General features: G+C 33.0%; 14 protein-coding genes and 1 riboswitch. Of the genes, 10 read left to right on the top strand and 4 right to left on the bottom strand.

Translation table 11 applies throughout. The features are described 5' to 3' along the window. Positions 1–37: 37 nt before the first annotated feature. The 3 genes from C7J89_RS10555 to C7J89_RS10545 all read left to right on the top strand — a co-directional run bounded on the left by C7J89_RS10555 (position 38) and on the right by C7J89_RS10545 (position 4001). Complete coding sequence (locus C7J89_RS10555; RefSeq protein WP_103295242.1) at positions 38–520, top strand: phage holin; 483 nt, start codon at positions 38–40, stop codon at positions 518–520. After that, complete coding sequence (locus tag C7J89_RS10550; RefSeq protein ID WP_103295241.1) at positions 507–1985, top strand: SH3 domain-containing protein; 1479 nt, start codon at positions 507–509, stop codon at positions 1983–1985. Before C7J89_RS10555 ends, C7J89_RS10550 begins: the two co-directional genes overlap by 14 nt. Positions 1986–3467: 1482 nt before the next feature. Beyond that, the gene (locus tag C7J89_RS10545) at positions 3468–4001 is read left to right on the top strand and encodes a hypothetical protein (protein ID WP_103295240.1); all 534 of its coding nucleotides are present in this window, start codon (positions 3468–3470) and stop codon (positions 3999–4001) included. A gap of 374 nt (positions 4002–4375) precedes the next feature. On the opposite strand, the gene C7J89_RS10540 is transcribed toward C7J89_RS10545, so the two are convergent. Then, positions 4376–5020 (bottom strand): DUF4396 domain-containing protein, encoded by a 645-nt coding sequence (locus tag C7J89_RS10540; protein ID WP_103295239.1) that lies wholly within the window; start codon positions 5018–5020, stop codon positions 4376–4378. Positions 5021–5553: 533 nt separating this feature from the next. Next, positions 5554–5657: riboswitch (TPP riboswitch) on the top strand. A gap of 95 nt (positions 5658–5752) precedes the next feature. On the opposite strand from C7J89_RS10540, the gene thiC reads away from it, so the two are divergent. Both thiC and C7J89_RS10530 read left to right on the top strand, forming a co-directional pair. Continuing rightward, positions 5753–7489 (top strand): phosphomethylpyrimidine synthase ThiC, encoded by a 1737-nt coding sequence (gene thiC, locus C7J89_RS10535; RefSeq protein ID WP_103296048.1) that lies wholly within the window; start codon positions 5753–5755, stop codon positions 7487–7489. 121 nt (positions 7490–7610) lie between these two features. Next, complete coding sequence (locus tag C7J89_RS10530; RefSeq protein WP_103296047.1) at positions 7611–7979, top strand: nuclear transport factor 2 family protein; 369 nt, start codon at positions 7611–7613, stop codon at positions 7977–7979. Positions 7980–8051: 72 nt separating this feature from the next. Here C7J89_RS10530 and C7J89_RS13490 read toward each other — a convergent pair whose 3' ends face one another. Both C7J89_RS13490 and C7J89_RS10525 read right to left on the bottom strand, forming a co-directional pair. Next, complete coding sequence (locus C7J89_RS13490) at positions 8052–8183, bottom strand: hypothetical protein (RefSeq protein ID WP_258027140.1); 132 nt, start codon at positions 8181–8183, stop codon at positions 8052–8054. 88 nt (positions 8184–8271) lie between these two features. Beyond that, positions 8272–8481, bottom strand: a complete 210-nt coding sequence (locus tag C7J89_RS10525; protein WP_061855018.1) for a TM2 domain-containing protein — start codon at positions 8479–8481, stop codon at positions 8272–8274. Positions 8482–8656: 175 nt separating this feature from the next. Here C7J89_RS10525 and C7J89_RS10520 point away from each other — a divergent pair, with 175 nt between their 5' ends. Continuing rightward, on the top strand, positions 8657–9229 hold the full coding sequence (locus C7J89_RS10520) for a GNAT family N-acetyltransferase (RefSeq protein ID WP_103296046.1): 573 nt from the start codon (positions 8657–8659) through the stop codon (positions 9227–9229). A gap of 35 nt (positions 9230–9264) precedes the next feature. Here C7J89_RS10520 and C7J89_RS10515 read toward each other — a convergent pair whose 3' ends face one another. Then, a complete protein-coding gene (locus C7J89_RS10515; RefSeq protein ID WP_061855016.1) occupies positions 9265–10203 on the bottom strand; it encodes a 1,4-dihydroxy-2-naphthoate polyprenyltransferase in 939 nt (312 codons plus the stop codon). Positions 10204–10386: 183 nt separating this feature from the next. Between C7J89_RS10515 and C7J89_RS10510 the strand changes: the two genes are divergently transcribed. Genes C7J89_RS10510 through menB form a run of 4 tightly spaced genes read left to right on the top strand, consistent with a single transcriptional unit; the run spans position 10387 to position 15018 of the window. Further along, positions 10387–11745: an isochorismate synthase gene (locus tag C7J89_RS10510; RefSeq protein WP_103296045.1), complete on the top strand. Its 1359-nt coding sequence runs from the start codon at positions 10387–10389 to the stop codon at positions 11743–11745. Further along, entirely contained in the window at positions 11732–13414 is a 1683-nt protein-coding gene (gene menD / locus C7J89_RS10505) for a 2-succinyl-5-enolpyruvyl-6-hydroxy-3-cyclohexene-1-carboxylic-acid synthase (protein WP_061855014.1), read from the top strand. Before C7J89_RS10510 ends, menD begins: the two co-directional genes overlap by 14 nt. Next, positions 13401–14207, top strand: coding sequence for a 2-succinyl-6-hydroxy-2,4-cyclohexadiene-1-carboxylate synthase (menH, locus tag C7J89_RS10500; protein WP_103296044.1), 807 nt, complete (start codon positions 13401–13403; stop codon positions 14205–14207). The genes menD and menH overlap by 14 nt, the downstream gene beginning before the upstream one ends. Next, positions 14200–15018 carry a 1,4-dihydroxy-2-naphthoyl-CoA synthase gene (gene menB / locus C7J89_RS10495; protein ID WP_061855012.1) on the top strand — a complete coding sequence of 273 codons (819 nt, stop codon included), beginning with the start codon at positions 14200–14202 and terminating at the stop codon, positions 15016–15018. Before menH ends, menB begins: the two co-directional genes overlap by 8 nt. Positions 15019–15124 lie beyond the last annotated feature (106 nt).

The raw sequence follows: 15124 nt of genomic DNA, 5'->3' as shown, positions 1-15124 counted from the left end.
CACAAAGTGTCGGCTTTTTTATTATGGAGGTAAACAAATGAAAAGTATAAATTGGAAAGTTCGTTTCAAGAAGAAATCATTTTGGGTAGCTATTATTTCGGCAATAGCACTCTTTATTAACAATATCACCCAAGCATTAGGATTAGATTACACAGCTCAAGTTGAACAATTCAGTAACGGCATTAATGGCGTGTTAGCTGTATTAGTAACGTTTGGAGTAATCAACGACCCTACTACTAAGGGATTAAAAGATAGTGGCATCGCTCAAACCTATGCTAAGCCACGTGATGAGCAAGTAGACCCTGTTGAGTATCAAAGAGAAGGGAACACATTCACACCTAAAGAATATGATACTAGAGAAGATTTTTCTGATGATAGTGATGAAGTAGAATTTTATTCAACTTTAACAGATGGCGGTCAGCATCCAGATGAAGCTAAACATTTAGAAGATGAAGAACAACCCGAAGATGATACTGATGAAGGTCTAGGACAAAGAGGTGTTGACAATGACAAAGACTAAAAAGCAAATTGAACAACGACTACAAGCTTATGCAAAAGGTACAGTGGATAGCCCATATCGTATCACAAAACCTACGAGTTATAACCCATCATTCGGAGTTATGGAAGTCGGTGCCATTGACGTAGATCGATACTATCATGCACAATGCCAAGATTTAATTACTGATTATGTATTGTGGTTAACAGACAATAAAGTGAGACCGTGGGGAAATGCTAAAGACCAAATTAATCAAAGTTATGGTACAGGATTTAAGATTCATAAAAACTTACCATCAACGGTAGCTAAAACTGGTTGGATAGCAGTATTTACGTCTGGCACTTATTCACAGTATGGTCATATAGGTATTGTATATAGCCCAGGCGACACAAATAAATTCCATATTATTGAACAAAATTGGAATGGCTGGGCAAATAAGAAACCTTTAACACGATGGGATAATTACTATGGATTAACGCATTTTATCGAAGTACCATACGCTAAAGAAACAATTACGACTAAGAAAACAGCACCTAAAGCAGCTACAAGTAAACCAGCTAAAAAGATTAGTGTTAGCCATAACAATATAAACCTACAAAGCAACTTTGCTAAGAGAGGATACAATCCTAAAGGCGTTGTAATTCATAACGATGCAGGGCGTTCTACAGCTCAACAATATGAAAACAGTCTTAAAGGTGCAAATCAAAACAGACTAAATAACGGCATAGCCCACGCTTATGCTGATTCAAGTCACATTTGGTATGCAATCGAACCAGAACGCATTGCCTATCATACCGGAGATGGTGTAAAAAAAGGTACAGGTAATTATGATTACTTTGGTATTGAGGTATGCCAATCTATGAGTGCATCAGATAAAAATTTTATGGCTAATGAGCAGGTCGTATTACAAGAGGTAGCTAGACTTCTTAAAAAATGGAAGTTACCAGCTAATCGTAATACGGTAAGGTTGCATTTAGAGTTTTCAGCTACGAGCTGTCCTCATAGAAGTTTAACAATGAGAACTGGATTTAATCCTGTAACGCAAGGCAGACCCTCAGACGCCATTATTAAGAAACTTAAGGATATTTGGATTAAAGAAATCCGTGCATATATGGAAGGTAAAACACCATCTATAAAAACAGTAGCTAATAAGCCAGGTTCAGCTTCTACACCAGCTACTAAAAGTAATAATGACGGGTGGAAGGTTAATGCCTATAATACCTATTACAAAACAGAGCGTGCTTCATTTACTGTTGGTAGCACAAGAATAGCGGTGAGAAGTACTGGACCATTTACTACTTGTCCGTTCACTGGTTGGTTAAATCCAGGTGTAACTATAACTTATGATGAGGTCATGGTTCAAGATGGATATGTATTCTTAGGTTACGACTCTTACAATGGTAGACGCTATGTACCAATTAGAACGGCACAAGGTACACCAGGTAGTAGTAATTATGTATTAGGACCATTATGGGGAACTATTAGCTAAAATTATATGTGTATGTTATATTGCAATTAGGGAAATGAAATATAGTATAACATTGCTTGTTTTATCTTCTCCTATAAGGGGCACCTCTTTAAGAGGTGTCTTACTTATTATATAGATAATTTTCTCCAGGATATTATCTCGCTATTATATTTTTGTTGGCACCTCTTTATGGGGTGTCTTTTGTATTATTAGATAATATATGTTAAATTACAAATTAGGTGCAAGTACTAGTATTACATTTTCAGTGTTTCATAATTCGGAGGACACCTCATAAAGAGGTGTCTTTTTTTGAATAAATTTATTTATATGATATGATTTATATGCCTTATTTTTTAATTCCTAATTGTGGAATAAATATTTGTATTTTAAAATTAAAATGTTATTGTTTATTTAGAGTTATTTTAAACTCTTTACATTCTCTAATTTGAATTACTTTCTTGTGGAGCAAGCCTCGTAGCTTGCTCTTTTTTTTAATTTATAAATTTATTTCCACTATATGATTATTGTGTAAAAACTTTCTTCCAATAAGAACATTAAATGGTGCAGCGCCATCTAATCATTTAGATGAAAAATTATGGAACACAATTAGCTAAATGTATTAAAATTATAAAACTACTTTTGCCTGATAATAGGTAGAAAAATTTACGGTAGTGCATAATTAGAGTAGTCTCCTAGGGCTGCTCTTTTTTAAGAAGTAATATGTGTTGAATACAATTAGCTAATATTATTTGGTCATGATATAATTAATTTAGATAATTTTTTCTCCAGAATTTTTATCTCATTTTTAAATACATTTGTTTACACCTCTTTATGGGGTGTCTTTTTTATGATAAAATAATATTAGCCATACAATCGCTATTCATTTTCAAGGTAAAAGTAGGTACGTTGTCCCGTGCCTACTCTTTTTATTTGTTTTGCCCAATATATTGTGATATATTCTTTGAAGAGGCGATAGGTCTCTTAATTATTCTCTTTTTGATTAACATGAATTTCCCTTAACAGGCTCCCCATAGCCTGTTTCTTTTTGTATTAATTGATAAACTATGATAAATTGAAAATAGAGGTTTAGAGCTCGCCTTTCATTTTCAAACGTGTTATACGATTTGCAGACAGGATTTCCGACCTGTCTGTTTTTTGTTTTAAATACAACCTCTAGGGTATAATATTTAAACATGCACTAGTTATCCAACTATTGCTTTTATAATGAATCAAATCTCCGTCATCCAAGCATGTCACTGGATGAAAGTTTGGTGTAAAGGGCAGGCACTTAGGTGCTTGTCCTGTTTTTTATTTATTTTATGTGTGATAAAATTAAAATACATGCACAAATTCTCTTAACATAAAATAGTGTGATATTACACTAGCATCCTAGCTACCTAAGCATGTCACTGGGTGGTTGTTTTTTATGATTAATTTTAATCTTATAGGGTAGTATAATACTTCCTTACTACTGTCTCCAAATAAATATAAAGGAGATTTAATATGATAAATATTATTTCAGCAATTGGTTCCATGGGAACATTTATAATGGCAATATTCTATTTTGTATCAGTATCAGTTCAACTTTATCAAATGAAAATTAGTTTTCTACCTGCATTAGGATTTAATCAAATTCTTTTAGAAAAAGATGGAAATAAAAACCTAAATTTAAAAAATACAATTATGAATTCTAATGAACATGAAGATCATTTAAAGTTATATAATCTTGGTGGTGGAGCAGCAAAAAAAATCACTATTGAAGTTTTGTTAGGAGAAAATGAAGTTATACAGACTAAATATGTTAGCATATTGCCTAGTAAAGAGGGGTATATGTTACCTATTAATAAAAAGGTTTTTGATGAACTTGATAAAACTATCGAGAACAACGGTTATGAGTCAGATATGAATATAAAGCTAACATATTTTCATAATGTGAGTAGAAAACAGCACGAGATATTGCTTAAAGGCCATATTGATAATTTTAATTCTTATGAGAGCAAAGAGATTTATGAGCTACAGTTTATTCAAGTAAATTAGCAAATATTTATTTACAAGTAGATAAAAATCATTTATTGTTAGTTTTGCACACCTTAGGGTGTGTAAAGACGATGGGAAAATGTTGCGCACCCTTAGGTGTGTGACGTTAACTCCCGTTATAGTCTCAAAGACCCCCTTTTATTAGGGGGTCTTTTTTATGTTCGCTTTTATGTTACAATATATTAAGGAGTTGTAGTGGGCTCCCACTTATTGATTACAGCCTCACCTTTTGGTGGGGTTTTTGTTTATATTAAAATATATGTGGTATAATAAATTAAGCGTCATACAACGCTTGCCAACTCATAAAAAACTCTTTACAAGCTCACCTTCGGGTGGGCTAATTTTTTATATAAATTTATATCTTTTAGAAATAACTACATGGCATGTTTTATTCCTTTTTTGACAAGGTACCAATTCACAGGATAACTTGTTATAAAACCTATAAGCATAGCTATTTGCATTAAAAACCAATATTCTAATTTATTTGGTTGTAGAAGTGCATTATTAATTGCAAAACGCATTATTATCATAAAGCCAAACATACCAATTTCAAATGCTATAAGTGAGAAGGTGTCTGCTTTTACAGCATCCTTCAAATCTGCTAATGGATGATCATGTTTGATTTCCATATGGAAATATTGAAATAATAAACCAAATATATAAGCTAAAATAAATTCTATTATTAGTGTAGTAGCTAATTCATTGCTAAAGAAAGTTATTCCAAATAAGAAAATAACCGGAGCCCCAATTAGGTTGCCTAAAGAACATCCTGCGCTACAATGAGTAGTAGAAATAATTACGCTTTGCCAAAATGGTTTATTGTGATTTGTTTGTCTATCTATTTTTGTTCTGCCTAAAGTGTAATAACCAATAATACCTAGAATGGGGAAATAGAGTCCTGTAAGAGGCCAAACAATATTCATGATAAACATTTTTTGAGGTCTTTTAAATATATCTATCAATATTGAGATAAATTGTAGAATAGATAATATAATAAAAATTAATGATATTATTAACATTGTAAATTTCCTTTCACTATAGTTTTAGAAAAATTTCTCCTAGACTGATAATAGCATAAAATTTAAATCGATATGCAAACACCCACCTAAATGAATAGATGGGAGTTTTACGTGTCAAATATGTGTCAATTTAGTTATATTTAGTTCTGTTTATTCCGAAAGTAAATTAGTCAAAATGCTTTAGTTACGCCTTTTTCTACTATATACTAAAGTATCCCAAAGGACTCCGTTTCCGTAATTTAAAAACCGTTAAGTTGACGTTAATTTTACGTCGATTTAACGGTTTTTTCTTTTGGCAATTTTAATGCCAGTTAATATTAATAAACGATAAGACATTTCTCGATTTATTGAAACTTGCTATTGTTAGTAAAAAATATTTAGGCGTGTTAACTTATTCTTTAACACGTTGTAAGATAACGGTTGGAACGTAAATTCATTCTAAAAAAATTAATCTTTACAGATTCAAAATTTTTTTTTCATAAATAAGTTTGTAATAAAACTGAATTAATGTTAGTTTAAAAACAGAACTTAATATCCATTGCTAGGGGTGCTTTAACAAAGCTGAAAGAGATGAAGGTCTCAACCCTTTGAACCTGATCTGGTTAATACCAGCGTAGGGAAGCAGAACGACTCAGTATTAAATATGTGTTTATTACTGTTCGTTGACTTCGTTATACATACGATTTCTAATCAGGTCTCCTAGCAAAATAAATTATGCTAAGGAGTTTTTTTATGCAACAAAACAAGATTGAATTGAAAAAGCAATTTCCAGCAAGTACACGTGTCTGGATTAGTGGTGATGAACCGGACATTCAAGTTCCATTTAGGTCTATTAAATTAGAGCCTACCGTTACGGAAAGTGGAACTACACCTAATAAGCCAATGATTGTTTATGATACAGCTGGACCTTATCACGACGAAAAATATGAAGTTAACGTAGAAAAGGGCATACCTAAGTTACGTGATAAATGGATTGCAGAACGCGAAGATACCTATTCTTATGAAGGGCGCAAAGTTGTTGCCCTAGATAACGGCTTTAAAAAAGAAAATCATAAGAAATTTGTCGAAACACCTTTCGAATATAAACCTCGAAAAGCACAACGAGGTAAAAATGTGACACAAATGCATTACGCTAAACAAGGTATTATTACGAAAGAAATGAAGTTTGTCGCCGCTAGAGAAGACGTATCAGCTGAATATGTACGCTCAGAAATAGCGAGAGGTCGTGCAATTATTCCTAATAATGTGAATCATCCAGAATCAGAACCGATGATCATTGGTAAAAATTTCCAAGTGAAAATCAACGCTAATATTGGTAATTCTGCAGTTAGTTCATCTATCGAGGCTGAAGTAGAAAAGTTAGTGTGGGCTATCCATTGGGGTGCAGATACGATAATGGATTTATCGACGGGTAAAAATATTCATGCAACACGTGAATATTTATTACGTAATTCACCTGTTCCAGTTGGTACAGTTCCAATATATCAAGCGTTAGAAAAGGTAGATGGTAAAGCCGAAGATCTTACTTGGGAAATTTATAGAGATACATTGATTGAACAAGCTGAACAAGGCGTTGATTACTTTACGATACATGCAGGCGTGTTATTAAGATATGTTCCAACAACAGTTGAACGTTTAACAGGTATAGTATCAAGAGGCGGGTCTATAATGGCTCAATGGTGTTTAGCTCACCATGAAGAAAGCTTTTTATATACGCATTTCACAGATATATGTGAAATCTTAAAAGAATATGATATTGCAATCTCCCTTGGTGATGGATTACGTCCTGGTTCAATATATGATGCAAATGATGAAAGTCAGATTTTGGAACTGAAAACTTTAGGAGAACTGACGGCGATTGCTTGGGAGTATGATGTACAAGTTATGGTCGAAGGTCCTGGACATGTGCCTATGCATAAAATTAGAGAGAACCAAGAGTTAGAAGATTATTATTGTCAAGAAGCTCCTTTTTATACTTTAGGGCCGTTAACGACAGATATTGCACCTGCATATGACCATATAACTTCAGCAATAGGGGCGGCACAAATCGCAAGCTATGGAACAGCTATGTTATGTTACGTAACGCCAAAAGAGCATTTGGGCTTACCTAATAAAGACGATGTTAGAGAAGGGGTAGTCACTTATAAAATTGCAGCACATACCGCTGATTTAGCAAAAGGAATGAAAAATGCTCAAAAACGAGATGATGAAATTAGTAGGGCGCGTTTTGAATTTCGCTGGTATGACCAATTTAATTTATCATTAGATCCTGATAAAGCTAGAGCATTCCATGATGAAACATTACCGGCAGAAGCGGCTAAAATAGCTCATTTTTGTAGTATGTGTGGTCCGAAATTCTGTTCAATGCGTATCTCACATGATTTACGTAAAAGTCCGGAATTGAAAGCTGAAGGCATGAAACAAAAATCTGCAGAATTTATTTCTGAAGGCAGTAAAATATATCATTAAAATATGTATGTGAAAAGACACCGTTAATGAGGTGTCTTTTTTAATTATGAAACAGTAGTTTTGTAAAATATAATTAAATCCATATAATAGTAAACAGTAATTAATAAAAGAAGGTGTACAGATGGATGTATTAGATAATTATTTTAAATTGTTTGATGAAGCTAAAGAAAGTGAAGAAAGTTTTAATAAATTAAATGCGCTTTTTAGTGATGATATTACTTTTGTCTTAAATGGACGTACTTTTAATGGTAAAAATGCATGGGAAAACTTTGTTAAACAAGTTTTTGCTTCCAATAAAGAGTTAAAACATATGTATAATGGTTGGGAACAAAACGAAGATGGCACATACGCTACTAAATGGGCTATTTGTGGCAATAGATATGAAACGGGAGTATATACACAAGAAGGTATTGATGTCGCTAAATTAGATAGCAATGGTAAAATAATTTATCTTGAAAATAAGCCAAACAATAGTGATTTTCTTTCTTAAATAAGATGTGTTTTTATAGAATTTAACTAAAAGGGGCTAAACCACATTATTATGGGTTTAGCCTATTAATTATTATTGAGATTTATTATTGTCATCATTTTTATTTTTGCTACTGTTGCTGCTTTTACTTATTAATCGTCTAATACCTCTAACGATATAACCTACAGCTAGTGCGCGAATAATTCTTTGTATTAGTTGTTGCATAAGTTACCTCCTAAGTTATAGCAATTATATAGTACTCCTTACCCCTTATTAATACCTTTAAGTCGTACAATTACAAAAAATTATTGTATTAATAAAAAACAATCATGCCATCTTTATCGGCTTTTTTAAAGAAAATGGTAATGATACCACTTATAATCGCGACAATATAAGGTATGCCAGTCCAAAAGAAAATGATGTGCAATACGCCTAGAAAAACTTGATTGGAATAAAATTTATGAACACCGATCCAACCTAATAAAAATGCTAATAATACATACGTTACTTTACTTACTCTCATAACACAATTCCTTTCTAATGATTAACTACAGTTTACTGTTTTAATTAAACAGTGGTCAATAAATGTTCAATATTACTGAAAGTTTCGAATTTTATATAGTTAATTATTTCAATATTTATTTGATGTTATAATATAATATGAATGATAAAGCATATTAATTTAAAGGAGAAATAATATGATTAGAAAAGCAAAAGCATCAGATAAAGAGGCAATTGCAGAACTATGTTATATCATATGGGAAGAACTAGAAATAGATATGGTAAAACAAATTGAACGTGAAAGATTATTAAAAGTTATGCAAAAAAGCATCGTCGATATTCAATATAGAGGTAATATTTCCAATATTTGGGTGTATGAAATTGACGGTAATGTAGCAGGATGTTTAATAGCATATCCAGGTAAAGATGAATTAGCATTAGAACGTGCATGGTTGGATTTAGATGTCGATGAAGATATTAAAGCATTAGGTACACCAATGCCGATGAAAGAATCTAATGATGATGAATATTATATCGAAACGATTGCTACTTTCCCTAATTACCGTGGCAGAGGGGTTGCTACTAAATTAATGCAATATGTGATTGATCAAGAGCCAACTGCTAAATGGAGTTTGAATTGCGATTATCATAATGAAAGAGCTTATTATGTCTATAATAAATTTGGTTTTAAGACGCAAAGCGATATTAATTTATATGGTCACAATCATAGACACATGGTGTATGAAGGGGATAAAGTACAGGCAAATTAAAAAAATCGACCTTTTGCAAGGTCGATTAATAACTATTAAATGCCACCTAATAAGGCACTGATGTAAATACCTAAAGCATAAAGTATGCCGAAGAATGTATTTGTTTTACCAGTAGCTTCCATAGCAGACATCATTGTTGCTGGTGTGTCATGTTTTTTAAATCTACGTACTGCTTTAATTGGCATTGGGAATGATAGCAATGCGAGTAGGAAAAATATTGAACCACCAGGTCTAAAGAATGCTAGAAATACTACTAATGCATAAGCAATAATATACATTAAACCTAGGAAACGTACTGAATTGTTCTTTCCTAAAAGAATCGGTAACGTGAAACGTCCTTTTTCTTTATCGTTTACGCGATCTCGAATGTTATTAGCCATGTTTATCATGCCTATAGTTATAACGATTGGTAAGCTAATCCAAAAAACATAGGCTTGGAAATTACCTGTTTGTATAAAGAATGATAAGACAATAATAATCATACCCATAAAGAAACCTGAAAATAGTTCTCCAAAAGGCGTCCAAGAAATAGGTAACGGGCCTCCTGTGTAAAGATAACCAATGGCCATACAAACTAAACCAATAGGTAATATCCAGAATGAACTTTGTACTGCTAAGAAAATACCGAGTAAGGCTGCAATAATATAAAATGCTATTGCTAAATTCATAACGAGTCGAGGACTCATGCCGTTACGCACAATTGCGCCACCGATGCCTACCGAGTTATGATCATCTAAGCCCTTTTTGAAGTCGTAATATTCATTAAACATGTTTGTAGCAGCTTGTATTAATAAGCATGCGATTAACATTGCTAAAAATAGACTAAGTTTAAGATGATCTTCACTACCTAATAAAAAGATTTTTGCGGAAGCCGTACCGACTAATACAGGTACTACTGCTGCAGTTAGGGTGTGAGGTCTCATAAGTAGCCAATATTTTCTGACAGTAGAATATTGTTGATATTGTGATGCCATAAATAAATTACCTCTTATTCTAAAATATATACTTTAATAGAGTTATTTTAATAGAAGTTAATGCAGAGGTCAACTTACGTTAGTTTAAAGGGCGTTAATTTAAGCAAGAATGAGTACAGAGATTGTGAAAGATGTTACAATATAATAATGAGTTAAATTTGAAATATGAAAGAAGTGAACGAGATGAGTGTGGATGTCAGGGAAGATGAAATCGTCGCAGCGGTACACGCAAGTGAACGTAATTGGGTTTCCGTCGAAGCTCAAATAGACCATGAACTTGACCCGACTATGTTATTTCAATTAACCGAAGCATATGCTGGAGATCGTTTTTATTTTAAGAAAAATGACAACTCAGCTTCATATTTTGGTTACGGTACTATAAAACAGTTAAAAAACGATTTACAAAACAAACAATCTATTTTTCAAGAATGGGGAAAATATAAAAATGATATTGAATTAATACATCCTAATTCTACTTATCATCATTTAAGAATTTGTGGAGGCTTTCAATTTTCTGCACATAAAGAAAGTGATGAATGGAATGAATTTGGACTTAATCATTTTACCTTACCCGAAGTATTAGTAACGATTAGTAATGGTATTTCATATGTTACTTATACAGGAGAACGACAAAATTTCGATATTAAGTATTTCAAATCCGTTGTAGAATACCTGACTCAACCATCTAAACACATTGATTTAGATATGGGGAATGTTGAGTCGATTGAAGATATATATAAAGAAGAATGGCGTGACTTAGTCAAAGAAACGATTGCCAAATTAAACGACGAAAGTAAAGTTGTACTTGCACGTAAAAGATTAGTTGAATTTGATAAACCTATTAATATAGCTTATATACTCAAACAAGCAATGCAAGGCGAGAAAAATAGTTACTTAGTTGTTTTAGAATCTGCGAATAGTATTTTCTTTTCGCAGACACCAGAACAATTAATGGAAGTAGAAGACGAAGTTCTTTACACTAAAGCTATCGCAGGTACGATTAGTCGTTCACATGATGAAACAATTGACCAACGCAATATCGATGCATTTTTAAATGACACTAAAAATTTAAATGAGCACCAATTTGTAGTTAAAAGTATCTTACATGATATTAATCCATATGTTAATGCTATTCAATATAATGATAGCCCTAAAATTTTAGCTAACGATCATTTATTCCATTTGTTAACTGAAATAAAAGGTGACTTGAAAAGTGAATCATATATAGGTTTGTTAGATAATTTACATCCTACACCAGCTTTAGGCGGCTTTCCTAAAGAAAGAGCTGTAAAATATATAGATGAGCATGAATTTGGTACGAGAGGCTTATATGGTGCGCCTGTGGGTTATATCGATATGTATGATAATTGCGAATTTGTAGTAGCTATCCGTTCGATGTTGATAAAAGGTCAAAGTGCAACATTATATGCTGGTTGTGGCATCGTAAATAATTCAAATCCTGACAGTGAAGTTGAAGAAACAGCAATAAAATTCACGCCAATGATGAAAGCTTTAGGAGTAGATAAAGATGATGAATCATAAAGAAGCGCTAACAAAACAAGTTTATACTTTAGCATCTGAACTATATGCATATGGAATTAGAGAAGTTGTTATAAGCCCTGGGTCTCGTTCAACGCCTTTAGCAATTGCGATTGAAGCCCATCCTAAACTTACTTCTTGGATACATCCCGATGAACGTAGTGCGGCCTTTTTTGCGTTAGGTTTAATGAAAGGTAGTGAAAAGCCTGTTGCAGTGTTGTGTACTTCGGGTACAGCTGCAGCGAATTATACGCCAGCAATAGCCGAAAGTCAGATTAGCAGATTACCGTTGGTCGTATTAACGAGTGATAGACCACACGAATTAAGAGGCATTGGTGCGCCGCAAGCCATTAATCAAACACAAATGTTCGAAAATTATGTGCAATATCAATTCGATTTTCCAATAGCAGATAGTGGGGAATATGAAGATAAAATGGGCGACACAATTGCTTTTCAATTACAAAAAGCAAGTCAACATCTCTACGGTCCACACAGAGGACCTATTCATTTTAATTTACCGTTTAGGGAGCCATTAACGCCAGACTTAGAAGAACGAAGTATGTTAACTTCTGACGTTAAGCCAGTCCCACATTATCAAAAAACGGCAACGCTCAATGAAATAGCAACTATTATTAAGAAAAAACGTGGGCTAGTTATTGTTGGTGATGTGCAACATGAAGATGTCGATCAAATTTTAACTTTTTCAACAATACATGATGTACCTATTTTGGCAGACCCATTGAGTCAGCTACGTAAAATTAAGCATCCTAATGTAATTTCCACTTATGATTTAATGTTTAGAGCAGGATTAGATGATGAAGTAGACTTTATTATTCGAGTTGGTAAACCAGTGATATCGAAAGCGTTGAATCAATGGTTAAAACGTACTAAAGCCTATCAAATACTTGTACAAAATAATGATAGACCTGATGCGTTTCCAATTGCACCACATATTTCTTATGAAATATCAGCCAATGATTTCTTTAGACAATTAGCAGAGGTCTCTTCGGTGGAACGTTTACAATGGTTACATTATTGGCAAGAATTGGAAAAAAGAGCGAAAGCAGAAATCAAAGATTATGTTTATAATGCAAATGATGAAGCGGCTTACGTTGCGCATTTATTAGATAAGTTAACGGCACAAGATACGCTGTTCGTAAGTAATAGTATGCCAATTAGAGATGTCGATAATTTATATATTGATTGCGAAGCAGAAGTATATGCTAATCGTGGTGCAAATGGCATTGATGGTGTTGTATCAACTGCAATTGGTATGGCTGTGCATAAAAAAGTTACTTTATTAATTGGTGATTTAGCTTTCTATCATGATATGAATGGCTTACTCATGTCTAAACTTAATGATATTAATTTAAATATCATCTTGTTAAACAACGATGGTGGCGGTATTTTCTCTTATCTACCTCAAAAAAATAGCGCAGAAGAGTATTTTGAACGTTTATTTGGTACGCCTACTGGTTTGAAATTTGAACATGCAGCATTACTTTATAATTTTACTTATAAAAAAATCGACAGCATTGAGGATTTCAAATATGAATCACTTTCACAAATTGGCGCACATGTTTATGAAGTCATTACAGATAGAGATGTTAATAAAGAACAGCATACAGTGCTATATGACAAGTTAGGAGCAATCGTTAATGCTAAATTATAATTTTCATCCTGCTCAAAAAGATAGCAATAAATTATTAGTATTGTTACATGGTTTTATAAGTGATCATACTAGCTTTGATCATTTATTATCATCATTTAATAATGACGTAAATGTATTAACGATAGACTTACCTGGACATGGGAATGATGAAACGACACGTGATGAAGAATGGAATTTTAATACTATTAGTCACTATTTAGATGATACCTTAGAAACATTTTCGAATTATGATATTTATTTGCATGGTTATTCTATGGGTGGCAGAGTTGCATTATATTATGCACTTAATGGTAAAATGACGGTGCATGGTTTAATTTTAGAAAGCACTTCTGCAGGAATTGATTCTGCAGAAAATCGTGTTGAACGCCAGCAAGTTGATAAAGCTCGGGCAAAGGTATTAGACATAGCAGGTTTAGAAGTATTTGTTAATGACTGGGAAAAATTACCTTTATTTCAAACGCAATATGATTTGGATAAAAGTAGTCAACGACGTATTAGAACGATGCGAATGAATCAAGATCCTAATCGTTTAGCTCAAGCTTTAAGAGATTATGGTACAGGTAATATGCCTAATTTATGGCATGACATTCATAATATTAAAGTGCCTACGTTAATCATCGTGGGAGAGCTAGACCGTAAGTTTTGTGAAATTAGTCAACGTTTGAATAAAGAAATAGATCAATCAGAAGTTAGCAAGATTTCTAATGTTGGACATACAGTTCATGTGGAAGATGCTGAAGAATTTGGTAGAATAGTATTAGGTTTTTTATTTAAGGAGGAGCAAAATGACTAGACAGTGGGAAACTATAAGAGAGTATAAAGAGATAAAGTACGAATTTTATAATGGGATAGCAAAGGTAACGATAAATAGACCAGAAGTTCGCAATGCCTTTACTCCTGATACAGTGCAAGAGATGATTGATGCATTTAGCCGTGCGAGAGATGACCAACGTATCTCAGTAATCATTTTAACTGGTGAAGGTGACAAAGCATTTTGTTCAGGCGGAGACCAAAAGAAACGTGGCCACGGTGGCTATGTAGGAACTGACCAAGTTCCACGTTTAAATGTTTTAGATTTACAACGTTTAATCCGTGTTATTCCTAAACCAGTTATTGCTATGGTTAGAGGCTATGCTATCGGAGGCGGTAATGTATTAAACGTAGTATGTGATTTAACAATTGCTGCTGATAATGCTATTTTCGGTCAAACAGGACCAAAAGTTGGTTCATTTGATGCAGGTTATGGTTCAGGTTACTTAGCTCGTATAGTAGGACATAAAAAAGCACGTGAAATTTGGTATTTATGTCGCCAATACAATGCTCAAGAAGCATTAGATATGGGCTTAGTTAATACAGTAGTACCTCTAGCAGATATTGAAGATGAAACAGTACAATGGTGTGAAGAAATCATGCAACATTCACCAACTGCTTTAAGATTCTTGAAAGCTGCTATGAATGCTGATACTGATGGTTTAGCAGGATTACAACAAATGGCAGGGGACGCAACGTTATTATATTATACAACTGATGAAGCAAAAGAAGGTCGTGACGCATTTAAAGAAAAACGCGATCCTGACTTTGATCAATTCCCTAAATTCCCATAAAATATATTTTATAAGTCAAAGATGTAAGTATATTTAGTTAAAAATGCCAATTGCTAGAAATTTAAATAGCAATTGGCATTTTATTTTTGCTAATTAAAATGATTTA

The sequence above is a fragment of the Staphylococcus kloosii genome, assembly GCF_003019255.1.
Lineage (GTDB): Bacteria > Bacillota > Bacilli > Staphylococcales > Staphylococcaceae > Staphylococcus > Staphylococcus kloosii.
This window is presented reverse-complemented; position numbering and strand designations above follow the sequence as displayed.